At 72.7% G+C, this 23,361-nt stretch carries 22 protein-coding genes; 6 read left to right on the top strand and 16 right to left on the bottom strand.

Annotated features, from left to right (window positions below; genetic code table 11):
* Nucleotides 1-57: 57 nt before the first annotated feature.
* On the top strand, nt 58-3,651 hold the full coding sequence (gene metH, locus AC4H2G_RS06610) for a methionine synthase (RefSeq protein WP_494364974.1): 3,594 nt from the start codon (nt 58-60) through the stop codon (nt 3,649-3,651).
* Between the two features lie 153 nt (nt 3,652-3,804).
* Here metH and AC4H2G_RS06615 read toward each other — a convergent pair whose 3' ends face one another.
* The 4 genes from AC4H2G_RS06615 to AC4H2G_RS06630 form a co-directional block, all read right to left on the bottom strand.
* Nucleotides 3,805-4,965 carry a hypothetical protein gene (locus tag AC4H2G_RS06615; RefSeq protein ID WP_494364975.1) on the bottom strand — a complete coding sequence of 387 codons (1,161 nt, stop codon included), beginning with the start codon at nt 4,963-4,965 and terminating at the stop codon, nt 3,805-3,807.
* A 366-nt stretch (nt 4,966-5,331) separates the two neighbouring features.
* Nucleotides 5,332-6,336, bottom strand: a complete 1,005-nt coding sequence (locus AC4H2G_RS06620; RefSeq protein WP_494364976.1) for an NAD-dependent epimerase/dehydratase family protein — start codon at nt 6,334-6,336, stop codon at nt 5,332-5,334.
* The gene (locus AC4H2G_RS06625) at nt 6,333-8,993 is read right to left on the bottom strand and encodes an alpha/beta fold hydrolase (protein ID WP_494364977.1); all 2,661 of its coding nucleotides are present in this window, start codon (nt 8,991-8,993) and stop codon (nt 6,333-6,335) included. Before AC4H2G_RS06625 ends, AC4H2G_RS06620 begins: the two co-directional genes overlap by 4 nt.
* Nucleotides 8,990-10,012 carry a 3-oxoacyl-ACP synthase III gene (locus AC4H2G_RS06630; protein ID WP_494364978.1) on the bottom strand — a complete coding sequence of 341 codons (1,023 nt, stop codon included), beginning with the start codon at nt 10,010-10,012 and terminating at the stop codon, nt 8,990-8,992. The genes AC4H2G_RS06625 and AC4H2G_RS06630 overlap by 4 nt, the downstream gene beginning before the upstream one ends.
* Nucleotides 10,013-10,336: 324 nt before the next feature.
* Here AC4H2G_RS06630 and AC4H2G_RS06635 point away from each other — a divergent pair, with 324 nt between their 5' ends.
* Nucleotides 10,337-10,972, top strand: coding sequence for a dihydrofolate reductase family protein (locus AC4H2G_RS06635; RefSeq protein WP_494365366.1), 636 nt, complete (start codon nt 10,337-10,339; stop codon nt 10,970-10,972).
* Between the two features lie 60 nt (nt 10,973-11,032).
* Here the strand turns inward: AC4H2G_RS06635 and AC4H2G_RS06640 are convergent, their stop codons facing one another.
* Nucleotides 11,033-11,401: a DUF2200 domain-containing protein gene (locus AC4H2G_RS06640; protein WP_494364979.1), complete on the bottom strand. Its 369-nt coding sequence runs from the start codon at nt 11,399-11,401 to the stop codon at nt 11,033-11,035.
* 207 nt (nt 11,402-11,608) lie between these two features.
* On the opposite strand from AC4H2G_RS06640, the gene AC4H2G_RS06645 reads away from it, so the two are divergent.
* Complete coding sequence (locus tag AC4H2G_RS06645; RefSeq protein WP_494364980.1) at nt 11,609-12,049, top strand: VOC family protein; 441 nt, start codon at nt 11,609-11,611, stop codon at nt 12,047-12,049.
* Between the two features lie 9 nt (nt 12,050-12,058).
* Here the strand turns inward: AC4H2G_RS06645 and AC4H2G_RS06650 are convergent, their stop codons facing one another.
* The 4 genes from AC4H2G_RS06650 to AC4H2G_RS06665 all read right to left on the bottom strand — a co-directional run bounded on the left by AC4H2G_RS06650 (nt 12,059) and on the right by AC4H2G_RS06665 (nt 15,886).
* A complete protein-coding gene (locus AC4H2G_RS06650) occupies nt 12,059-12,583 on the bottom strand; it encodes an O-acetyl-ADP-ribose deacetylase (protein ID WP_494364981.1) in 525 nt (174 codons plus the stop codon).
* A 50-nt stretch (nt 12,584-12,633) separates the two neighbouring features.
* Nucleotides 12,634-13,206, bottom strand: coding sequence for a DUF6580 family putative transport protein (locus AC4H2G_RS06655; RefSeq protein WP_494364982.1), 573 nt, complete (start codon nt 13,204-13,206; stop codon nt 12,634-12,636).
* Nucleotides 13,203-13,655, bottom strand: a complete 453-nt coding sequence (locus tag AC4H2G_RS06660) for a DUF4430 domain-containing protein (RefSeq protein WP_494364983.1) — start codon at nt 13,653-13,655, stop codon at nt 13,203-13,205. Before AC4H2G_RS06660 ends, AC4H2G_RS06655 begins: the two co-directional genes overlap by 4 nt.
* Nucleotides 13,656-13,756: 101 nt before the next feature.
* Nucleotides 13,757-15,886 carry a DNA gyrase/topoisomerase IV subunit B gene (locus AC4H2G_RS06665; protein WP_494364984.1) on the bottom strand — a complete coding sequence of 710 codons (2,130 nt, stop codon included), beginning with the start codon at nt 15,884-15,886 and terminating at the stop codon, nt 13,757-13,759.
* A gap of 153 nt (nt 15,887-16,039) precedes the next feature.
* On the opposite strand from AC4H2G_RS06665, the gene AC4H2G_RS06670 reads away from it, so the two are divergent.
* Nucleotides 16,040-16,261, top strand: a complete 222-nt coding sequence (locus tag AC4H2G_RS06670) for a DUF7455 domain-containing protein (RefSeq protein ID WP_435736190.1) — start codon at nt 16,040-16,042, stop codon at nt 16,259-16,261.
* A 97-nt stretch (nt 16,262-16,358) separates the two neighbouring features.
* Here the strand turns inward: AC4H2G_RS06670 and AC4H2G_RS06675 are convergent, their stop codons facing one another.
* From AC4H2G_RS06675 to AC4H2G_RS06705, 7 genes are all read right to left on the bottom strand, one after another.
* Nucleotides 16,359-16,652: a YciI family protein gene (locus AC4H2G_RS06675; protein WP_494364985.1), complete on the bottom strand. Its 294-nt coding sequence runs from the start codon at nt 16,650-16,652 to the stop codon at nt 16,359-16,361.
* Complete coding sequence (locus tag AC4H2G_RS06680; protein ID WP_494364986.1) at nt 16,649-17,173, bottom strand: SRPBCC family protein; 525 nt, start codon at nt 17,171-17,173, stop codon at nt 16,649-16,651. The genes AC4H2G_RS06675 and AC4H2G_RS06680 overlap by 4 nt, the downstream gene beginning before the upstream one ends.
* On the bottom strand, nt 17,154-17,510 hold the full coding sequence (locus AC4H2G_RS06685; RefSeq protein WP_494364987.1) for an ArsR/SmtB family transcription factor: 357 nt from the start codon (nt 17,508-17,510) through the stop codon (nt 17,154-17,156). The genes AC4H2G_RS06680 and AC4H2G_RS06685 overlap by 20 nt, the downstream gene beginning before the upstream one ends.
* Nucleotides 17,507-17,641 carry a hypothetical protein gene (locus AC4H2G_RS06690; RefSeq protein ID WP_494364988.1) on the bottom strand — a complete coding sequence of 45 codons (135 nt, stop codon included), beginning with the start codon at nt 17,639-17,641 and terminating at the stop codon, nt 17,507-17,509. The genes AC4H2G_RS06685 and AC4H2G_RS06690 overlap by 4 nt, the downstream gene beginning before the upstream one ends.
* Before the next feature lie 317 nt (nt 17,642-17,958).
* On the bottom strand, nt 17,959-19,518 hold the full coding sequence (locus tag AC4H2G_RS06695) for an RNA polymerase sigma factor (RefSeq protein ID WP_494364989.1): 1,560 nt from the start codon (nt 19,516-19,518) through the stop codon (nt 17,959-17,961).
* 307 nt (nt 19,519-19,825) lie between these two features.
* Nucleotides 19,826-20,224, bottom strand: a complete 399-nt coding sequence (locus tag AC4H2G_RS06700; RefSeq protein ID WP_494364990.1) for a universal stress protein — start codon at nt 20,222-20,224, stop codon at nt 19,826-19,828.
* A 94-nt stretch (nt 20,225-20,318) separates the two neighbouring features.
* Nucleotides 20,319-21,449, bottom strand: a complete 1,131-nt coding sequence (locus AC4H2G_RS06705) for a DUF4192 domain-containing protein (protein ID WP_494364991.1) — start codon at nt 21,447-21,449, stop codon at nt 20,319-20,321.
* Between the two features lie 130 nt (nt 21,450-21,579).
* Between AC4H2G_RS06705 and AC4H2G_RS06710 the strand changes: the two genes are divergently transcribed.
* Nucleotides 21,580-22,164 (top strand): hypothetical protein, encoded by a 585-nt coding sequence (locus AC4H2G_RS06710; protein ID WP_494364992.1) that lies wholly within the window; start codon nt 21,580-21,582, stop codon nt 22,162-22,164.
* A gap of 23 nt (nt 22,165-22,187) precedes the next feature.
* Complete coding sequence (locus AC4H2G_RS06715; protein WP_494364993.1) at nt 22,188-23,351, top strand: polyprenyl synthetase family protein; 1,164 nt, start codon at nt 22,188-22,190, stop codon at nt 23,349-23,351.
* Nucleotides 23,352-23,361 lie beyond the last annotated feature (10 nt).

Genomic DNA, 23,361 nt, shown 5'->3' on the forward strand with positions numbered 1-23,361 from the left:
GCGCAGGGCGGTGAGACGGCCGTCCTCGCGGTCGTGGCCGACGTCTAGGCTGCCCCTATGCCAAATGCTGTCGCCCAGGAGATCGCCGACGCCCGCTCCCGGGCCTTCGCGGAGGCGTTGCGCACGCGCGTCGTCGTCGCCGACGGCGCGATGGGCACGATGATCCAGGCGCAGGACCCGAGCCTCGAGGACTACGAAGGTCTCGAGGGCTGCAACGAGATCCTCAACGTGTCGCGGCCGGACATCATCGGCTCCGTGCACGACGCGTACCTCGAGGTCGGCGTGGACGCGATCGAGACGAACACGTTCGGCGCGAACTGGTCCAACCTGTCGGACTACGACATCGACGACCGCATCCGCGAGCTCGCGGCCGCCGGCGCACGGATCGCGCGCGAACGCGCGGACGCCTTCGCCACCGAGGAGCAGCCACGCTGGGTGCTCGGCTCGATGGGGCCGGGGACGAAGCTGCCGAGCCTCGGGCACACGACGTACGCCCACCTGCGCGACACGTTCGCCGAGCAGGCCGCCGGTCTGCTGGAGGGTGGCGCGGATGCCATCCTGGTCGAGACGAGCCAGGACCTGCTGCAGACGAAGGCCGCGGTGAACGGGTCCCGGGCCGCGATGCGCGAGGTGGGGCGCTCGGTCCCGGTGATCGCCCAGGTGACGGTCGAGACCACGGGCACGATGCTCATGGGCTCGGAGATCGGCGCGGCGCTCACGACGCTGCAGGCGCTGAAGGTCGACGCGATCGGGCTCAACTGCGCGACCGGTCCCGCCGAGATGAGCGAGCACCTGCGGCACCTGTCGCGCCATGCGGAGATCCCTGTGACGTGCATGCCCAACGCGGGCCTGCCGGTGCTCGGGCCCGACGGCGCGTCGTACCCGCTCTCGCCCGAGGAGCTCGCCGCCGCGCACACGCAGTTCGTGCAGGAGTTCGGGCTCGGGCTCGTCGGCGGCTGCTGCGGGACGACGCCGGAGCACCTGCGTCGCGTCGTCGAGGCGGTGCGCGGACGCCCGGTGGCCGAGCGGCACCCGCAGCGTGAGAACGGCGTCGCGAGCCTGTACTCGCACACGGACCTGCACCAGGACGCGTCGGTCCTCGCGATCGGCGAGCGGACGAACGCGAACGGCTCCAAGGCGTTCCGCGAGGCGATGCTCGCGGAGAACTGGGAGGAGTGCGTCGAGATCGCGCGCGCCCAGACGCGCGACGGCGCCCACCTGCTCGACGTGTGCATCGACTACGTGGGCCGCGACGGCGTCGCGGACGTGCGCGAGGTCGTCTCGCGCCTCGCGAGCGCGTCGACCCTGCCTCTCGTCGTCGACTCGACCGAGCCGGAGGTCATCGCCGCGGGGCTGGAGCTCGTCGGTGGGCGTGCCGTCGTGAACTCGGTGAACTTCGAGGACGGCGACGGCCCGACGTCGCGGTTCGCCCGGGTCATGCCGCACGTCGTGGAGCACGGGGCGGCCGTGGTCGCCCTGACGATCGACGAGGAGGGGCAGGCGCGCACGACTGAGACGAAGGTCGCCATCGCGACGCGCCTCGTGGAGACGCTGACGCGGGACTGGGGCATGCGGGTCGACGACATCATCGTCGACGCCCTGACGTTCCCCATCGCGACGGGTCAGGAGGAGACGCGCCGCGACGCGATCGAGACGATCGAGGCGATCCGCGAGATCACGCGCCGCTTCCCCGGCATTCACACGACGCTCGGGGTGTCGAACGTGTCGTTCGGGCTCAACCCGGCCGCGCGCACCGTGCTCAACTCGGTGTTCCTCCACGAGGCCGTCGAGGCGGGCCTGGACTCCGCGATCGTGCACGCGGCGAAGATCCTGCCGCTCGCGCAGATCCCCGACGAGCAGCGCGAGGCCGCGCTCGACCTCGTGTGGGACCGGCGCCGGTACGACGACGAGGGCAACCTCGTGCACGACCCGCTGGCCGTGCTGCTCGACCTCTTCGAGGGCGTGGACTCGGCGGCGCTCAAGGACCAGCGCGCCGCCGAGATGGCCGCGCTGCCCGTGGGCGAGCGCCTCGAGCGGCGCATCGTCGACGGCGCGCGCAAGGGCCTCGAGGACGACCTCGACACCGCCCTCGCCGACGGCATGAAGGCGCTCGACATCGTCAACGACCACCTGCTCGAGGGCATGAAGGTCGTCGGCGACCTCTTCGGGCGCGGCGAGATGCAGCTCCCGTTCGTGCTGCAGTCGGCCGAGGTGATGAAGACGGCCGTCGCGCACCTCGAGCCGCACATGGAGCGCGTCGAGGGCGACACGGGGAGCAAGGGCACGATCGTGCTCGCGACCGTGCGCGGCGACGTGCACGACATCGGCAAGAACCTCGTCGACATCATCCTCACGAACAACGGCTACACGGTCGTCAACATCGGCATCAAGCAGCCGATCTCGGCGATGATCGAGGCCGCCGAGCAGCACGACGCCGACGTGATCGGGATGTCGGGGCTGCTCGTGAAGTCCACCGTGGTGATGAAGGAGAACCTCGCGGAGCTGACCTCCCGCGGGCTGGCCGGCCGTTGGCCGGTGCTGCTCGGCGGCGCGGCGCTCACGCGGACCTACGTCGAGGACGACCTCGCCGGCCAGTTCCCGGGAGTGGTGCGGTACGCGCGCGACGCGTTCGAGGGCCTGCGGCTCATGGAGCCGCTCGTGCGCGTCGCGCGGGGCGCGTCGCCCGACGCCGTCGGACTGCCCGCGCTGAAGAAGCGCCGGCACGCTGTGGTCACCGTGACCGAGACCGCGCCGGAGGACCTGCCCGCACGCTCCGACGTCGCGGCGGACAACCCCGTGCCCGATCCTCCGTTCTGGGGGACGCGGCTCGTGAAGGGCGTGCGGCTCGCCGACTACGCGGCGTTCCTCGACGAGCGCGCGACGTTCATGGGGCAGTGGGGTCTCAAGCCCGGTCGTGGCGACGACGGGGCGTCGTACGAGGAGCTGGTCGAGACCGAGGGCCGGCCGCGACTCAACGAGTGGCTCGACCGCATCCGCACCGAGGGCATGGTCGACCCGTCGGTCGTCTACGGGTACTTCCCCGTGTGGTCGGAGGGCGACGACATCGTGGTCGCGCACCACGGCGCCGGGCTCGCGGGGATCGGCGCGCCCGACGGCGGGTCTGGCGGCGAGCCCGGGACCGAGCGCCTGCGCTTCACGTTCCCGCGGCAGCGCCGCGACCGGCACCTGTGCCTCGCCGACTTCGTCAAGCCGCGGTCGTGGGTCGAGGAGACGGGCCGGTACGACGTGCTGCCCGTGCAGCTCGTGACGATGGGCGCGAGCGTCGACGAGCACACCGCGAAGCTGTTCGCCGGCAACCACTACCGCGAGTACATGGAGCTGCACGGGTTGTCGGTGCAGCTCACCGAGGCGCTCGCCGAGATGTGGCACGCGCGGGTGCGGTCGGAGCTGGGCTTCGCCGACGAGGACCCGAGCGCGGTCGAGGACATGTTCAAGCTCGAGTACCGCGGCGCGCGCTTCTCGCTCGGGTACCCCGCGTGCCCGGACATGGAGGACCGGACCAAGGTCGTCGAGCTGCTCCGTCCGGAGCGCGTCGGCGTCGAGCTGTCGGCGGAGCTCCAGCTCCACCCCGAGCAGTCGACAGATTGTTTCGTGTTCCATCACCCCGAGGCCAAGTACTTCAGCGTCTGAGGTTCGCCGGGCTGCTTCCTGTCGGGCAACACGGCTCTGGGTCGGTCGGCACCTGCGTGGTGGTCCGCCGATCACGTGCGCGGTTTCAGTCACGGCGTCGTCGGGTCGGGATCTGCGGTCGCAAGCTTCCCTCACCGCCTCCGCAGGAGCGGGTCAACGACGTATTCGATCGGTGAGATTGCTGCCTGTACTGCCGTCGGCTGGGTCAATTGGTCCCGCTTCATCCACTGCGAATCCCGGGACCGGTGCCATGTCGATGAGGCGAATGAAGACATCACGTGTCTGGATGCCCCAGTTGTTGTTGAGGATCCAAGTCCGTCCTGCCTCGTGGATCGGATCGTCCAAGTGCCAACGCTTCCTATTCGCGGGCGACCTCTGGAGCTGCTGAACGACGGCGTCCCAGAGCTCATCGGTGTCGGAGAATAGTCCATCGACGACGATCAGCTTTCCAGTGGCCCCAGGTACCGAATCGAGTGCGTCCTTGATCGCCGTGACTGGAACGCCACTTGCCACCAGGCCTTGAACGAGGCACAAGACCGCTGCCCGCTTCGGCAGCGGTCCCGACGTTTCGCCAGGCGTTACCACGATGAACTTTGTCCTGTCCTGGTTGGCAGTCCCCTGCGTCTGACGCACCACGGCTTGCTCCCTCTGGCGAACACGCACGATGTAGTCGGCGGCCTCGGGAAGTGGAACCACCTGCTGAACGTCGAGCAAGAGAGTGCTCTCGTGCCGGTAGGGAGTAAGACGTACACAGCGGATGTCGAAGTCGTGAAACTCGTTCAGCCACAGAACCGTGGTGGTGATCTCCGGACTGAAGTCCTCCGAGACCAGCACGATCCCGACCTCGCGCGAAAGCACCGGCTCCTCCTCCTCGTCCCAGTCCAGCCACGCAAGTAATTCGGAGCGTGCATCCGGTTCACTCTCGTCGGTGACACCTCGCTCCCTTCGATACCTGGCGAAGGCGCTGACGAGAAGTTGGAACGTCATGGTCGAGACCATGGCCGCATATCGGATCGCCTGGAGCTCCATGTGGCCGCCATCAACCGTGCGCTTGAGCTCGAGCACGACGAGGCGGCCCTCACGACTCAGGCACAGAAGATCGATCCTGCGGTGGGCGCCTTCGAAGTCCCCGAACTCTTCGGCCACGACAAGCAGGTTGCGGTCGACCAGTTCGATGTGGTCGCGGAGCGCGGCCTGCAGATGAGCGCGCTCGAGAAGCCCTTCCTGGGCGAAGCTCGTTCTCGGCAATATGACCAAAGAGTCTTTCGTGACGGGGATTTTGGTCGAGAGCTTAGTGATGTCGTATAGCGCCATACGCGGTCTCCTCAGGTCGATGCTCTCGTCGCAACTGGTCCTTGGCTTCGTTCGCGGCGCCCTCCCGAGCGGCACGGGGTGGACAAGCGGTCAAGCGCGCCGATAACGCCTCGGTTAACCGCTCACCTGAGCGTCGCCCGCTGACGCGGGGCGGGCTTCTTCATCATCCCGATGGTCGACTCCGTCAGCATCTCGGACACGGTCGGCACGACCGTCTTCCAAGCCGCCTCCTACCTGGATCGACACGCCGGATCCGAACACCGCGTACGCAAACGCGCGCCCGTATCGACCGTAGTCGGCACCGGCACAGGCACTCGTGAAGGTGCAGCGTCGTCGTGGGGCACAGACGGGCACCACGGACCGGCGTCAGACGGCCGTGCCGCCGTAGTGCGCGGCCAGGCGCCGCAGCCCTTCGTCGACGCTCACGGCAGGGCGCCAGCGCAGGTCGCGGCGCGTGGCCCGCTGGTCGAACCAGTGCGCGGTCGACAGCTGCTCGGCGAGGAAGCGCGTCATCGGCGGCTCGTCGGCGCCCGGGCGCACGCGCCAGACGGCCTCGACCAGGCTGCCCGCGGCCCGTGCGACCCCGGCCGGCACGCGCCACCGCGGTGGCTCGACGCCGCCCGCCCGGCAGATGCCCGCGAGCAGGTCGGCGACGGTGCGCGGCTCGCCGTTGGTCAGCACGTACGCACGACCGTGCACGTCGTGGACGCGGTCGAGCGCGGCGAGGATGCCGTCCGCGGCGTTGTCCACGTAGAGCGTGTCGATGAGCGCCGCGCCGTGCCCCAGCAGGGGCAGGCGCCCGCCCGCCGCCCGCTCGAGCACCCGCTCCACCAGCTGGGTGTCGCCCGGCCCCCACACGATGTGGGGGCGCACGGCGACGACGCTCGGCCCGGTCTCGCCCGACCCGTCCGGCCGCCGACGGCGGTCGCGGCCCAGGGCGAGCAGCTCGGCCGCCGCCTTGGTGCGCGCGTAGTCGCCGCGCGCGTGCCGCGGGTCGGCGGGCGTCGTGCCCGCCCCGACCAGGGACGAGCCCAGGTGCGCCACGGACGGCGAGGACACCTGCACGAACCGCTCTACCCCGGCGCGCTCGGCCGCGTCGAGGAGCGCCCGGGTGCCCTCGACGTTCACGGCGTGGAACTCCGCGGGCTCGCCCGCGAGCGACACCTTGGCCGCGAGGTGCACGACCGCGTCGACGTCCTCGACGGCGCGCGTGACGGCTGCCGGGTCGGTCACAGACCCCTGGACGTCCTGGACGCCCGGCACACTGGAGGAGCGCCGCTGGAGCGTGCGGACCTCCTCGCCGCGTGCCACGAGCACGCGGGCGACGGCGCCTCCGAGCAGCCCCGACGCCCCTGTCACGAGCACGGTCACGGCGACCCCACCCGCCCGCCGGCGAGGACGCCGTCCGCCCAGGCGGCGAGGCGCGCCCGATCGATCTTGGAGTTGTGCCGCACGTCCGTGGGCATGCGCGGCACCACGAGCACGGCCGCGAGCGGCACGGGCGACGCGGCGCGCACGGCGGCGGTCAGCGCCTCGGGCGCCAGCCCGGGGCGGCGGGCGTCGGGCACGGTCTCCACCACCGCCACCGCCTGCTGCACGCCCGCGGGCCCGACGCCGACGACGGCGGCCCGCCGCACCTGCGCCACCCGCTCGACGTGCTGCTCCGGCCCCACGGGGGCCAGCGGGCCGTCGGCGGTGCGGAGCACGTGCCCGAGCCGCCCCTCGATCCACAGCCGGCCCTGCGCGTCGAGGTGCCCGACGTCGCCGGTGCGGTGCCAGCGCCCGGGCGGGGTGTCGTGCTCGGCGGCCAGGTCGGTGAGCCACAGCCGGTCGTAGCGCTCCTTGAGGTGCCCGGCCCGCACGAGGACCTCGCCGAGCACGCCGGGCGCCGCCGACGGCGCGCCGGTCGCGGCGCCGTCGTCGTCGAGCGCGCTGACGAGCACCTCCGCCCCGGGCACGGGGAGGCCGACGCACACACCCGCGTCGGGGGCCGCGGCGGCGTCACGGATGCCGTCGAGCGTGACGTCCGTGACCAGCAGGCACTCCGTCATCCCGTAGGGGGTGTGCGCCGTGGCAGCGGGCATGAGCTCGGCGGCCGAGCAGAGCAGCTCGGCCGAGATCGGCGCGCCCGTGGAGAGGAACGTGCGCACGCGCACAAGGGCGGAGCGGTCGGCGGTGTCGAGCGCGTCGGCGGTCGCAACCACGTTGAGGATCGCGGCGGGCGAGAGGAACACGATGCGCGCGTCCGACGCGCGCACGGCGTCGGCGACGGCCCGGGCGGTGAGCGTGCGCGGCGAGGAGACGTCCATGCGCGGCGTCACCGACCGGGTGCCGAGCGCGGGCCCGAGCAGCGCGAACGGGGCGAAGCCCGTGACGAGCCCGGTGTCGGGGCCGACGTCGAAGTGCTCGGCGAGCGTGTCCCGCAGCGCGGAGAGGCGGGCGTGCGAGTACACGACGCCCTTGGCCGGGCCCGTGGACCCGGACGTGAACAGCACGGCGGCCTCGTCGTCGGGGCCGGGCTCGGACGGCAGCGCGCCGCCCTCCCCGGCGCGCGCGACGTCGACGAGCTCGTGCGCCACGCCCAGCGCCCGCCGGACCGCGGGCGCGAGCGGGTCCGCCGAGATCCGCACGCCGGGCCAGCCGAGCGCGCGCGCCGCGGCCAGGCCCTTGGTCTGCGCGACGACGAACCGCGGCCACGCCCCGCGCTGGGCGCGCGTGAGCCCGCGGACGCCCAGCCCGGCGTCGGCGACCACCACGACGGCCCCGATGCGCAGGCACGCGTACACCAGCGCGGTCAGCGTGGGCCCCGGTTCCACCAGCAGCGACACGCGGTCGCCCCGGCGCACGCCGATCGCGTGCAGCCCCGCGGCCACCCGCCGCACCTGCCGGTGCAGCGACCGCCAGCTCACGGCCCGGGCAGAACCGTCGGCATCGCTCGCCGCCATGTCGAGCACCGCGGGCGCGTCGTCCCCCGCCCGCGCGTCGAGCCCCGCCCACAGCGGCACGAACGGCGGGGCGGCACCCCCGTCAGCACCGGTGGTCTCGGCACCGGCCTTGGACGGCACCTCGCCCCCGAGCCACCCGAGAACAGCAGGCGTCCAGTCCGCGTCCTCGGCGACGAGATGGCCTGCGTCCGCGAACCGGTGCACGTGCGCGTGCGGCAGCCGGCGCACGAGGTCGTCGAGGTAGCGGTCGGTGAACACCGGGTCGTGCGGTCCCCACAGCAGCACGGCGGGTACGCGGAGCCGCGCGACGCCGGCGGCGATGCGGTCGAGCTCGGGCGCGCTGGGGTGCGTGGCGTCTACGGGGATGTCGCCGACGAAACCCTCGATCCCGTCGCGGTCGTGCGCGGCGCGGTAGGGCAGCCGGTAGGCGCCCGCGACGTCGGCAGGCAGGCGCGGGCGCGCCAGGGCGAGCGTCGTGTCGAGGAAGGCGGGCGTCGTGCGGGTGCCGAGCCGGTGCACGGGCCCGGCGAGCGCGAGGCGCAGCGGCGCTGGCAGCGCGGCGTCGTCGGGCTGGTGCACGGCCGTGTTGAGCAGCGCGACGCCGGCGAGGAGGTCGGGGTGGTCGACGGCCCAGCCGAGGGAGACGACTCCGCCCCAGTCGTGGCCGAGGGTGACGACGGGCCCGGCGAGGCCGAGGGCGTCCGTGAAGGCGCCCAGGTCGGCGACGCGGCGGGCGAGCGGGCGGTGCTCGCCGGTGCGGGCGGAGAACCCCATCTCGAGCTGGTCGACGGCGACGACGCGCCACGCTGCACCGCCGCCCCGGGCGGCGGCGACGGAGTCGGTCACGAGCCGCCGCCACAGGTAGGACCACGTGGGGTTGCCGTGCACGGCGAGCACGGTGCCGACGGGCGCGAGACCGCGCCGCTCGAGCTCGGGGCCCGTGTCGAGGTAGTGCCAGGTCGCGCCCCGGGCGTCGCGCAGCACGTGGCTGTACCGCGGGTCCAGGCCGGGCAGCCCGGGCGGGACGGTGCGAGCGGGGCGGAGGAGGCGGTCGGTCGTGGGCGTGGAGGCGGGCCCGGTCACCAGGCCAGCTCCAGCATCGCCGTGTTGATGCCGGAGCCCACGCCCATGAGCAGCACGCGGTCGCCGGTGCTGAGCGTGCTCTGCTCCTCGGCGAGCGTGATCGGCACGGACGCCGGCCCCACGTTGCCGAGCCGCTCGTAGGTGGTGGGCACGCGGGAGCGGTCCAGCCCCACCGCCTCGACGATCGCGTCGGTGTGCACGCGCGAGACCTGGTGCGTGATGTACCGGTCCATGGAGGACCAGTCCCAGTCGGCGACGGCGTCCTTCCAGGCGTCCACGACGAGCTCGAGGCCGCCCGCGAGCAGCGCCTTGGCATCGGTGAACATGCCGTCGGTGCTGCCCACGCACAGGTCGTGGAACCGGGTGGCTGCGCGCGTGACGCCGCCGAGCACGCGGTGGGCGTGCGGGTGCTCGTCCGCGCGGCCCAGCACGGCGGCGGCCGAGCCGGAGCCGAGCGTGAGCGAGGCGAACTCCTGCATGAAGCTGTCGCGGTCGCGGTCTTCGCGCAGGAGCCGCTCGATCGTGCGGTCGTGGATGACGTCGGCGTCCTCGCCGTCCACGACGACCGCGTAGCGGATCTGACCGGACTCGATCATGCCCGCGGCGAGGCTCATGCCGTTGATGAAGCCGAGGCACGCGTTGGCGACGTCGAAGTTGGTGGCGGACGACGGCAGGTCGAGCCCGTGGTGCAGCCGCACCGCGACCGACGGCTCGAGGTGCTTGCGCGTGACCGACGTGTTGATCAGGAGCCCGACGTCGCTCGGGTCCACCCCGGCGGCGCGGAGCGCCTCCTGCCCCGCGGCAACCGTCGCGTCGTCGACGTCCTCGTGGGCGGTCCAGGTGCGCCGCTCGCGCACGCCCGCCACGCGCTGCAGCAGCGTGGACGGGAGACGCAGCCGCCGCAGCGCGGGGGCGAGACGCTCCTGCACCTCGGCAGACGTCCGCACGCCGGCGGGAAGCCGGCTGGTGACGGACAGCAGCGCGACGTTGGTGAACCTGGCGGTGGCGTTACCTGACACACGAGCTCCAGACGGCCGGACGCACGAGCGCCCGGCTCAGCGACGAGACGACCGGGGGGCGCCTGACCGCCGGTGCGGCAGCGCGACCGCGCCGGACGGGGGCCGACGGCTGGTGCCGTCCACTCCCGCGTCCCCGAGCGTAGGACGCTCGGCGGATGCCCGCCGTTCCAACCGGGCGCTGTGGGATGCGCCACGTCGGCACGGCGGCTCGCGAGATCGTCCTCGTCGCAGAGGGGCATGGTGCGCTCCTCCGTGATCGATGACTTCCCCGGCGCCGCACGGTCTACCCCGGAGACCGAGACGGCGAGCGACCTGGAGACGACCATGGGACTCATCGAGATCGAGCTGTTCACGACCCTCGACCTCGTCGGGCAGGCGCCCGGCGGGCCGGAGGAGGACCCCGAGAACGGGTTCCCGTTCGGCGGCTGGCAGGCACCGCTGCTCGACGACGTCGCCGGTGCGCAGATCGACGCCGCGTACGAGGGCACCGACGCGCTTCTCCTGGGACGGCGCACGTACGACATCTTCGCGTCGTTCTGGCCGCACCAGGAGGACGGCCCCGACAGCGGCTTCGCGACCCTCTTCAACCGCATCCCCAAGTACGTCGCCTCCCGCGGTACGCCTGACCTGCCGTGGGCCGGCTCGACACTCCTCGGCCCGGACCTACCCGGCGCAGTCCGGGAGGTGCGCGACCGGCACGAGCACGTCAAGGTCGTCGGCAGCCTGGACCTCGTGCAGACGCTCCTGCGCGAGAAGCTGTTCGACCGCCTCGACCTGTGGGTGCACCCGATCGTCCTCGGCACGGGAAAAACCGTGTTCGACGGCGGAGCGGTCCCCACCAACCTCACACTCCTCGAGCCCCCCGCACCGAGCCCCACCGGCACCGTGCTGCTGCGCTACGGCCTCGCCGAGGGAACGCCGGGGACGGGCGACATGAGCGAGCCGGGCCGGGGTGTGTGAGCCGGCGACGTCCGAGGCCACTGCGTCGGGACTCGCCGGACGTGGCCGGAACGTCCTCGGCTACCGAGCCGGGGCCGGCTCGCCCCTGAGGATGGACGTCATCTTCTTGCCGCGTGCGACCTCGTCGACGAGCTTGTCCATCCAGCGGATCTTCTGCATGAGCGGGTCCTCGATGTCCTCGACGCGGTAGCCGCAGATCACGCCCGTGATGAGGGACGCGTTCGGGTTCATCGCGGGCGCCTGGTCGAAGAACGTCTCGAGGTCGACCTCGGCGGCGATCGCCTTCTCGAGTCCCGCCTCGTCGTAGCCCGTGAGCCAGGTGATCACCTGGTCCAGATCCTCCGTCGAGCGCCCCTTGCGCTCGACCTTGGTCACGTAGAGCGGGTAGATGCTGGCAAAGCTCATCCTGAAGAGCCGCGGGTGTGCCATCGGTGTTCCTCCGTGCTCGTGCGTGGGGGCTGACGTCAGAGCGCGCCGACATCTCGCCGCTCGCAGCCGCCCTCGCGACCAGTCTCGCATCCCGGAGGACTGCGCGACCCTCCCGAGGACTGCGCAGTCCTCCCTCGGGACAAGACGCCGTGCATCGGCGCCCTCCGGCCGCTCGCCACGGCGGCGTCCGGGACCTACGCTCGATGGATGGCGATCCAGAGGTTGGACAACGTCGCCGTCGTGGTCGACGACCTCGACGCGGCCGTCGCGTTCTTCACCGAGCTCGGGATGGAGCTCGAGGGCAGGACGCCGATCGAGGGGCGGTGGGCGGAGCGCGTCGTCGGGCTCGACGGGATGCGGTCCGAGATCGCGATGATGCGCGTGCCCGACGGCGCGGGACGGCTCGAGCTCACGACGTACCACTCCCCCGCGCTCGTCGACGTGGGTCTGCGCGACGCGCCCCCGAACACGCTCGGCCTGCACCGCGTGATGTTCGCCGTCGACGACATCGACGACACGGTGGAACGCCTCCGCGGCCACGGCGCGGCGCTTCTCGGCGAGATCGTCCGGTACGGGGACGCGTACCGGCTCTGCTACCTGCGCGGCCCGAGCGGCATCATCGTCGCGCTCGCCGAGCAGCTCGGGTGACGCGCTGCCTCACCGGACAGAGAGTGCCGCCTGGAACGCGTCGAGGAGCGTGTCGCTGAACAGCACGAACCGGACCTCCTGCACGCTGCCCCGATCGTCGGGGCGCCAACCGCGCACCGCGTCGACGGCGACGGTCGCGACGACGTCCGGGTTCCACCCGTAGACCCCGGCGCTCACCGCAGGGAACGCGACCGATCGCGCGCCGCGCTCCGCGGCGACGTCGAGCGACCGCGTGAAGCACGACGCGAGCAGCGCAGGGTCGGTCTGCCCGCGGTGCCGGTTCGGCCCGACGGTATGGACGACCCATCGCGCGGGCAGGTCGAACGCGTCGGTGGCGACGGCGTCGCCGACGTCCAGACCGTCGCGGTGCGTGGTCGCCCGCAGACGACGGCACGCCTCGAGCAGGCGCGGCCCCGCGGCGGCGTGGATCGCGCCGTCGACCCCTCCCCCGCCCAGCAGGCTCGAGTTCGCCGCGTTGACGACGACGTCCGTCGCCACGCGCGTGATGTCGCCGCGCTCCGCCGAGATCTGCATGCCGTCGACCCTACGTGGGCCAGACGACAGGAGCCTCGCCGGTAGGCAGGTCAGGCTGGCCGAGCCGCGACGGCGGCCAGGCCGCGCGACGTCTCCAACCGGTCGACGAGCAGCGTGCCCGCCGCGACGAGCGGGACGAGCACGAGGTTGCCGACGAGCATCGTGCGCAGGAATGGCAGACCGGCGACATAGCTCGCCACGAGGCCGTCGACCCCCGGTGCGTACCACGTGCCGCGGCCCTGGAGCCACACGCCGAAGTTCGTCCAGAGGAAGAACCACAACGACCCGGCCACGCCGAACGCCGCGCCTGCACCGACACGTCGCCACCCGGACGTGTTCCGCGCGAGCAGGGAGCCGAGCCCCACGACGAGCCATGCGCTCCACGTGAACAGCGCGATGGAGGTGTTGCCGAGCACGACGTCGGACACGACCGTCACGGCCAGCGGCACGACGAAGGCCCAGCGCGAGCGCAGGAGGATCGTCGCGGCGAACGTGGCCGCGGTGACCAGCTCGAGGTTGGCCGGCGCGCCGAGGTCGGCCCGCACGAGGCGCCACACGACGGCGAGCGCCGCGAGCGCGACGACGAGCGCCGGGCGCCACCAGCGCGTCAGGAGGTGCGTCACGAGGTGAACGTCTCGAGCTTCCACGTGATCTCGTCCCCGTCCTTCGTCTCGAGCATGCCTGCCCCTACGGCAGCCATCTCACCGTTGACGTACAGCGCCCAGAACTCGCTCTCCGGGTCGGCCGTGATGCCGTCGATGGCGGTGATGTACGCGTTCTCGCCCTCGCCGGTCACCTCTGCCGTCGGGTCCGCCTCGAGCAGCAGGTCGAGTGCCATGCTCCCCTCCTCGCCCTCGTACGAGAACTCCGGCGCCTCCTCGGAGGAGTCGTCGGCCGGGGCGCTCGACTCATCGGTCGCGCTGCTCTCGGTCGCGGTCGGCGTGGTGGTCTCGGCTGCGTCGCCCGAGTCGGCGGCCGACGAGCACCCCGCGAGGAGGCCCGCAGCGAGCAGGAGGGACGTGAGGGCGGTCAGCGAGCGCGCGGGCGTCTCGCGAAGGGTCCGGAGGGTCACCCGCACAGCCTACTCAGAGCCGACGTCGTCCCGTTCTCCCGCCCGACAGGCGGACGCGTGCGGTCCGTGCGCGGCGGACGCGGTCCGCGGCGCCGACGGCGTCAGACGTCGATGCGCGCCCGGTCGAGCTCCGCCGCGCCGGCGACGATGAAGTCCTTGCGCGGTGCGACGTCGCTGCCCATGAGCAGCTCGAACACGCGCTCCGCGGCCTCCGCGTGCTCGGCCGTGACGCGACGCAGCGTGCGGTGCCGCGGGTCCATCGTCGTCTCGGCGAGCTGGTCGGCGTCCATCTCCCCCAGGCCCTTGTAGCGCTGGATGTCGTCCTTGTAGCGGCGCCCGGCCTTGTCGAGCTTCTTGAGGGTCGCGGTGAGCTCCGCCTCGGAGTAGGTGTAGATGTACTCGTTCTTGCGACGGCCCGACCCGATGACCTCGATCCGGTGCAGCGGCGGGACCGCCGCGAACACGCGACCCGCCTCGACCATCGGCTTCATGTACCGGTAGAAGAGCGTGAGGAGCAGGGTACGGATGTGCGCGCCGTCGACGTCGGCGTCGGTCATGAGCACGATCCTGCCGTAGCGCGCTGCCTCGAGGTCGAACGACCGACCCGAGCCAGCGCCGATCACCTGGATGATCGCGGTGCACTCGGCGTTGCGGAGCATGTCGCTCACGGACGCCTTCTGGACGTTGAGGATCTTGCCGCGGATCGGCAGGAGCGCTTGGAAGTCCGAGCTACGGGCGAGTCGCGCCGTGCCGAGCGCGCTGTCGCCCTCGACGATGAACAGCTCGCTGCGCGCGACGTCGTCGCTGCGGCAGTCCACGAGCTTCGCGGGCAGCGACGAGGTCTCGAGCGCGTTCTTGCGCCGCGAGATCTCCTTCTGCTTGCGGGCGGTGATGCGCGCGCGCATCTCCGCGACGACCTTGTCGAGCAGCAGCGCGGCCTGGGTCTTCTCGTCGCGCTTGGTCGACGTCAGCAGGGCGTTCAGCTCCTTCTCGACGACGCGCGTGACGATCGCGCGCACCGGCGCGGTGCCGAGGACCTCCTTCGTCTGGCCCTCGAACTGCGGCTCGGCGAGGCGCACCGTGACGACCGCGGTGAGGCCTGCGAGGACGTCGTCCTTTTCGATGCGCTCCGACGCGTCCCGCGTCGAGACCTTGAGGCGGCGCGCGTTCGTCTCGACGGCCTTGCGCAGGACCTTGAGCAGACCGGCCTCGAACCCGCCGAGGTGGGAACCGCCCTTGGGTGTGGCGATGATGTTGACGAAGCTGCGCACCTCGGTCTCGTAGCCCGAGCCCCAGCGCAGCGCGACGTCGACCTCGCACTCGCGCGTGACCGCCTGCGGCGACATGTGGCCGCGGTCGTCGAGGACCGGGACGGTCTCGGTGAACGTGCCGCTGCCGGTGAGGTGCCACGTCGCGGTGACGGGCGTGTCGGGAGCGAGGAACTCGACGAAGTCCACCGAGCCGCCGTGGTGGACGAACGTCTCCTCGTGCGGACCGTTCTCCGCCGGCGTGCCGGGCAGGCCGCGCTCGTCGCGGACCGTCACCTCGAGGCCCGGCACGAGGAACGTCGTCTGGCGCACGCGCGTGACGAGCTCGTCGTAGGAGAACACGGCGCTCTTCGGGAAGACCTGACGGTCCGCCCAGTAGCGCACGCGCGTCCCGGTGACTCCCCGCTTGGTCTTGCCGACCACGGCGAGCTCGGACCTGTCCACGAACGGCTCGAACGGCGCGTCCGGCGTAGGTCCCGCCTTCGGGTCGGCGAAGGTCCCCGGCTCGCCCCGGTGGAACGTCATGCGGTGCGTCTTGCTGCCGCGGTCGACCTCGACGTCGAGGCGCGCCGACAGGGCGTTGACGACGGACGCGCCGACGCCGTGCAGACCGCCCGACGCGGTGTACGAGCCGCCGCCGAACTTGCCGCCCGCGTGGAGCTTGGTGAAGACGACCTCGACGCCCGAGAGCCCCGTCTTGGGCTCGATGTCGACGGGGATGCCGCGCCCGTCGTCCTCCACGGTGACCGACGTGTCGGCGTGCAGGACGATGCGGATCTGCGTGCAGTTGCCCGCGAGCGCCTCGTCGACGGAGTTGTCGATGATCTCCCACAGGCAGTGCATGAGGCCGCGGGAATCGGTCGAACCGATGTACATGCCCGGCCGCTTGCGCACGGCCTCGAGGCCCTCGAGCACGGACAGGTGCCGAGCGGTGTAGCTGGACTCAGCGGAGGTGGTCGTCACGGCGGACAGCGTAGTCGAGGCCACCCACGGCCCGTGGCTGCCATGCCGCCGGACCGCCGAGCCGCCGTCTTCCCGTCCGGCGAGGGCTACGCGGGTAGCGAACCCGTGCACCCTCGGCACGGTCGGGTGGGCAGAAGATGGTTACATGGTCGTGTGACTGCTACGACGACCACCACCGAACCCCTGACCGCAGCCGACCGCTGCGACCGCTGCGGGGCCCAGGCGTACGTCCGCGTGGTCCTGCCGAGCGGCGAGCTGCTGTTCTGCGGCCACCACGCACGGGCCCACGCGGACGCCTACTCGGGCGTCGCGACCCAGATCCAGGACGAGACGGACCGCCTGCACGCCGAGCACGGCGCAGGCGCGATGCGCTGAGCGCGACCCCTCGCGACGAGACCGACGAGGCCCGGGCCGATCATGGCCCGGGCCTCGTGCTGTCCGTCTCTCCGAGTGCGCGGCCCAGGCCTGGCACTCAGCCTGGCCCGTCACCGTCACCGAGCAGGTCGACCCACTCGAGGATCCTGTAGGTGACGAGCCCGTGGACCACGAAGGGATCCGCCGCGGCGTAGGCCTCGGCGGCCTCCCGCGACGTGAGGATGCTCATCGCACCGTTCGACTGCGGGTCCTCGAACGTCCCGAGCGCGAGGAGCTCGCCGCGCGCCACGACCTCGTCGATGTGGGCGGAGTGCGCCTCCATGTGCGGGGCCGACCGCACCAGGACCTCGGGTGCGGAGTTGTAGAACACGACCCATCGCGACGTGCTCATGTTCTTCCCCCGACGTCGACATGGGACACGAGCCGACCGAGGATGTGCTCCCACCCTCGCTCGAAAGCGCCCCCGGCGTAGCCGCCGAGCTCGGGCAGGGCGCACGCCGCTCGGAGCTGGTCGTCGTCGAGGGCCTCCCAGCCGCGGTGCTCGACCGAGACCCGCGTCAGGGACGGGGCGAGCGACGCGAACGCCAGCTCGACCTCCGTAGTCACCGGGGTCAGCAGCCACGTAATGGTGAAGCCACGCGGCGGGTCCCAGGCCACGAGCTCGCCCCACGACCTCGTGGTGCCGTCGTGCCAGGTCTCGACGACGCGGCCGCCGACGCCCTCCTCCACGGCGACCGACCGCACGGCGTCGCCGCCGGCGGAGAACGGCGTGACCGGCCACCACGTGCCGATCTCTCGCACGAACACCTCGAAGGTGTGCCCCTGGTCGGCGTGCACCACGACCGACCGGCGCACCGGCGGCCGTCGGAACTCCAGCACGCCGGCCCCTGGCTCAGGCCGTCGCTCGCTCATCCTCGCCCTCCCCCCTCACCGTGCGGCCCGCCTCCTGCTCGGCGAGCCGGGCGGCGACGTCGAGCGACGCCGCCCACGCGTCTTCCAGGAACTGCCGCAGTCCGGCCAGACCTTCCGACCGGGCCCTGTAGAGGTTGCGCGTCCCGACGCTGCGGTGCGTCACGAGACCCGCGTCCTCCAGCACCCGCAGGTGCTGGCTCACGGCGCTGCGCGTCACCTCGAAGCTGCTCGCGAGCTCGCCCACGGCCAGCTCGTCGGAGGCGACCAGGCGCAGGATCTCGCGCCGACGGGGCTCGGCGAGCGCCCGCAGCACGTCGTCCTCGCGCGACGCGGTCATGCCCACAGTCCTACCGCGTTCCCGCCGGGGTCCGCCAGGACGGCGATGGTGCCGTGGTCGACCGGGTGGAGAAAGCGCGCGCGGGCGGCGTCAGGACTGATGATCTCGAAGAACGCGAGCGACGTACCCATGGTGGTCCCTCCGTCGGACGTCTCGCCGGGTCGGCGAGAACGCCGCCACTTTCACGGTAAGTCGTCACTAACGGTTAGTCAAGACTGACGGTTGCTTGGCCACGCTCGCGGGCGGTCGACGTCCGGAACCGTCAGGCCCCTGGCTCAGCCCAGCGGGTCGGTCACGAGGCGGGAGCGCGCCTCGTACACCTGGAGCGGCTCGGCCGTGCTGTGGACAGCTACTCCCTGCTCCGCGCCAGAGAGCCGGACACGACGAACGCCCCGCCCGGCCGTCGGGCCGAACGGGGCCTGCGTCGTGCTGGACGGACGACCTGGCGTCAGTCCAGGTAGTCCCGGAGGACCTGCGAGCGCGACGGGTGACGCAGCTTCGACATGGTCTTGGACTCGATCTGACGGATGCGCTCGCGCGTCACGCCGTAGACCTTGCCGATCTCGTCGAGCGTCTTGGGCTGCCCGTCGGACAGGCCGAACCGCATCGACACGACACCGGCCTCGCGCTCGGAGAGCGTGTCGAGCACCTGGTGCAGCTGCTCCTGCAGGAGCGTGAAGCTCACGGCATCGGCCGGGACGATGGCCTCGGAGTCCTCGATGAGGTCGCCGAACTCGGAGTCGCCGTCCTCGCCGAGGGGCGTGTGCAGCGAGATGGGCTCGCGACCGTACTTCTGGACCTCGACGACCTTCTCGGGGGTCATGTCGAGCTCCTTGGCGAGCTCCTCGGGCGTGGGCTCACGACCCAGGTCCTGCAGCATCTGCCGCTGCACGCGGGCGAGCTTGTTGATGACCTCGACCATGTGCACCGGGATACGGATGGTGCGCGCCTGGTCCGCCATCGCCCGGGTGATCGCCTGACGGATCCACCACGTCGCGTACGTCGAGAACTTGTAGCCCTTGGTGTAGTCGAACTTCTCGACCGCACGGATCAGACCGAGGTTGCCCTCCTGGATCAGGTCCAGGAACAGCATCCCGCGACCCGTGTACCGCTTGGCGAGCGACACGACCAGGCGCAGGTTCGCCTCGAGCAGGTGGTTCTTCGCCCGCTTGCCGTCGTGCGCGATCCACTGCAGCTCACGCTTGAGCTTGCGCTCGACGTCGTCACCCTCGGCAGCGAGCTTCTCCTCCGCGAACAGGCCGGCCTCGATGCGCTTGGCGAGCTCGACCTCCTGCTCCGCGTTCAGCAGCGCGACCTTGCCGATCTGCTTGAGGTAGTCCTTCACCGGGTCCGCGGTCGCACCCGCGGTGACGACCTGCTGCACCGGGGCGTCGTCCTCGTCCGCGTCGGACACGACGAAGCCGCGCGCCTCCTCGGCACCCTCGGTGGAGCCCGACTTCGCGCCGGTGGTCGTCGCCGCGTCGCCGTCCCCGGCGTCGTCCGTCACGTCGATCTCGACGTCCTCGACGTCGTCCGCACCCTTCGCGGCGCCCGCCTTGGCCGCAGCCGACTTCGTGGCGGTGGACCGCGGCGAGCGCGTCGTCCTGGCGCCGGCGCTCTTCGTGGCGGCCGCCTTCGTCGCACGCGTCGGGGTGGCCGACGCGGCGTCCGGCTCGCCGGACGCCGACTCGGACGCGGCGGCAGCGCTCGTGGTGCGCGTCGACGGCGTCTTGGGGGCCGCCTTCGCGCGTGCCGTCGTCGTGCTGCGCGGGCTCGCCGCCGCCGCGACCGCGGTCGCGGTGGGGATCTCGACCTCGACGCCTGCACCGGCGAGCGCGCGGAACACCGCCTTCAGCCGCTTGGCGTCGTTGACTGCCGCCTGCTCGCACGCGGTGCGAAAGCTCTCGGCGTCGACGCGACCGTTGGCACTGCCACGGCGCAGGAGCTCCTGCAGTGCGGGGTGCTCGAACTCGCGCGGGAGTGCGGGGATCTGTGTGGAGGGCGCCACAAACCGACCTTTCGGCATCACTTGGGGGGCGGTAGGGCCACCAGAGCGGGGGACATGGACCGTGATCAGGGTGCTGACTCGGGAACTCTCACGGGCTCACACTGACTCTCACGGCGAGTCGTCGGGCTCGGGTGGACATCTCTATTGTACCGGCGATCCGCGCGCGGAGCGTCGCGACACGTGGCTGCACGCGCTCGTCGTCGGCGGCTTCTCGTGCTCAGTGCTGTGTCGCAGGGCGCTTCCGCGCCGGGGCCATGTGGGGTTCAACGACCGCGGCACGCCGAAGATTCCCGACCGCGACGGTCCTCTAGCGGCCTGCGGCACGCTCCGGCTTGACCGCGAGCACCGGGCACGGGGCGTCGAGGAGGATGCGCTGCGCGTTCGAGCCCAGGATGAGCTTGCCCACCGGGCTGCGTCGTCGCAGCCCGATGACGATCAGGTCGGCGGACGTCCGCTCCGCGACCGCCACGAGGTCCTCCGCGAGATCGGCCGTGCCGTTCTCGACGTGCAGCGTCGCGCCCGCGCCCTGGAGCCGCTCCTCGACCCGGCGCAGCTCGTCCCCGCGCACCGTGTCGGCCTCCGGGGACACCGCGGACTCACCGATCACGACGACGAGCCCGGTCCCGCGGCGGACCGCCTCCGTCGCGGCGGTGTCGAGCGCCTCCCGGCCCTCGGGTGTGCTCAGGTGGGCGACGACGACGGTCATGTGTCCTCCGCGGGGCGGCTCGTCGGAACGGGCGGTGGCGGCGCCACCGTGCCGACCGTACCCGAAGCGGGCCGTGCCCGGACGACCGGCGCCCTCACGCCCGAGCGCGGACCCAGCCCGGCGGGACACCTGCGTCGAGAGCGCTCGAGAGCAGGAGCGCGAGACGGTACGACCCGTCCTGGGCGAGCGCCTCGCGCAGGCGCTCGGACGCTCGGCCGCCGTCGCCGTGCCACCAGGCGATGAGGGCGAGCAGCGTCAGGGCCGGCGCCGCCCGCCGTCGGGCGGCATGAGCGACGACGGCCTCGAGCACGACGCGCGCCGGCTCGGTCTCCTCCGGGTCGGGGACGATCGCGACGGCCGGGTCGACGATCCTCCCGATCGCCTCTCCCGTCCCTGCGTCGACGTCGCCCCCGCCACGTGCCGTCCGCTCCGGCAGGTCGCCGACACCCGGGACGAACGACAGGAGCACGGCGTCCCGGACGGGCACGGCCTCGAGAGCCGCCTCGACGCGGCCGAGCAGGGCGGGCGGCAGGTCAGGGGACCTCCCGGCCGGTGCACCCGCGGCGAGCGCCACCGCACGCCGCCAGGCGACGAGGCCCTCCTGTCTCCAGCCGACCGCGTCCGACGTCGACTGCTCGGACGACCGCGCCGCCCGCGCGCGACGCGACGCCCGTGCGGCGCTCCGGCGCGCGTCCGGGGCCGCCGGCGCGATCCGGAACGCGTCCTCGCGGGAGTCCGCGACGCTCGCGCCGGCCAGCACCATGTGAGCGCCGACCTCGCTCGACTCGAGCTCGCTCGGAGGACGCCCTCCCGGTGGGCAGCAGACCGGGTCGTCGCAGTCGAGGCAACCCCAGCCCGTCGTCGTGACGACCCACACGTCGGTCGGTCCGAACGTGTCCTCGACCGTCTCTCGGCAGTGCTCGACGGCGGCCCGCTCCCGGGCGGCCTCCGGGCCGCCGGTACGTATCGGCGCGTCGGTGTACACGACCACGGCGGCCCGGGACGCGCCGTCGGCGGCCAGGTGGGCGAGCACCGTGCGCGCGACCTGCGGCCCGTGCTCGAGGTCCGCGACGTCGGCGATGTCGACGCGCGCGACGAGGCCGACGCGGCCGCGCGGGCCGCGCAGCCCCACGAGCACGACGCTCTCGTGCGGCCGGTAGCCGAGGCGGAAGGGGACGTAGGCGAGCAGCTCGCGCGGGCCGCGGGCCCGGATCAGGGTCGACATGCCTGCCATCCCAGCCGTGACCGGACCCGAGCGGGGTTCCGTTCGCGGGGCTGTGGACACGCCACGAGGTTGTGGTCGACCGTTCTCCCAGCTGCTGGCCCGTTCACGCCGCGATGACTACGGTGTGCGCGTGCCCCTTCGACCGCCTCGTGCCTCCGACGACCGCGCGGTCCCGACCCTCGTCCTCGCCGCTCTTCTCGTCGTCGTGCTCACCGCGTGCGGCCCGACGGGGAGCGACGGCGAGCCCGACGCCGGGGCCACCGGGCGCGGACAGCTCATGGAGGGCCCCGACGAGACGGACGGCTCCGGCGATGCACCGTCCGCGGCGCCGGGCACCCCGCTGCCCGAGTACGACGTCGCCTCGGCGGTCGGCGACCTCGTCCAAGGGTTTCCCGCCGAGCTCGTGCCCGTGGCGCCCGGCTCGCAGGTCCTCGCGAGCTCGGCGCGTCCGTCCGACGACGGCACGCTCACCGTGATCACCCTCAACCTGCGCTCGGAGGACACCGTCGACGCGCTCACCGCCTACTACGCGGAGGCGCTGGGGGCCGCCGGGTTCACGGTCTCGCCCTCGGGCGTGCCGAGCGCCCTCACGTCGCTCACCACGTTCGTGCGCGCCCCGGCCGCCGACGCACCCGCCGAGTCGGTGGCGGTGGGGATCTTCGACGACGAGGCCGAGCGTCTCGTGACGATCAGCGGTCAGGTCGTCGGCGGCTGACCGCCGTCGCATAGGCTGCCCCCGTGCCGAACGGGACCCCCAGCGCCTCTGCCCCTCACGCCGGTCCGTCCGAGGACGAGCAGGCCGCCCGGACGAGCCTCGTCGATCGCGAGGGCGTGCGTGCCGGCGTCGACGCGGCGCTGAGCAGCGCGTGCGCCGGGCTCGCCGACGAGCTCGCCACGACACATCCCGACGCCGCACCGCTCGTGCGGGCCACCGAGGAGCTCCTCGCGGGCGGCAAGCGGCTCCGCGCCGCGTTCTGCTACTGGTCGTGGCGCGCGCACGGGGGCGACCCCGAGGACCCTCGGCGCGACGTCGTGCTGCGCGCCGGCGCGGCGCTCGAGCTGTTCCAGGCCGCCGCGCTCTTCCACGACGACGTCATGGACGCGTCCGACACGCGCCGCGGCCGGCCGACGGCGCACCGTGCGTTCGCCGCGCTCCACCGGCGCTCGGGATGGCACGGGGACGCGGACCGGTACGGCGAGAGCACGGCGATCCTGCTCGGGGACCTGGCGCTCATCGGGAGCCACCGCGAGCTGGGCGACGCGCTGGCGACCGTCCCGGGCGACGTCGCCGCGCGCAGCCGCGGCGTGTTCGGGCGCATGCAGACCGAGGTGACGGTCGGCCAGTACCTGGACGTCCACGCGCAGGTCCTCCCCTGGGGCGAGGACCCGGCTGCGGACGAGGAGCGCGCCCGCGCCGTCGTCCGGTCGAAGTCGGCGCGCTACTCCGTCGAGCACCCGATCGCGCTCGGGGCCGCGCTCGCGGGCGCCGACGACGCGCGGGTCGCAGCGACCGGCGTGTTCGGGCTGCCCGTGGGTGAGGCGTTCCAGCTCCGCGACGACGTGCTCGGCGTCTTCGGCGACGCCCAGGTCACCGGCAAGCCCGCCGGGGACGACCTGCGCGAGGGCAAGCGGACAGTCCTGGTGGTCCGCGCCCTCGCCGCGGCGTCGCCCGCGCAGCGGGACCTGCTGCTCGGCCGCCTCGGGGACCCCGCGCTCGACGCCGACTCGGTCGCCCTGCTGCGGGACGTCCTCGTGGCCACCGGGGCCCTGGCTTCCGTCGAGACCCTCATCGCCGAGCTCACGGACCAGGCGTTCGCGGCGCTCGCCGCCGTCGACCTCCACGAACCGGGAGCCCAGATGCTCGCCGCGCTCTCGCGCGCCGCCGTCGAGCGCTCGGCCTGACGGCGGGGCC

The organism is Cellulosimicrobium sp. BMG9.23 (genome assembly GCF_059159985.1).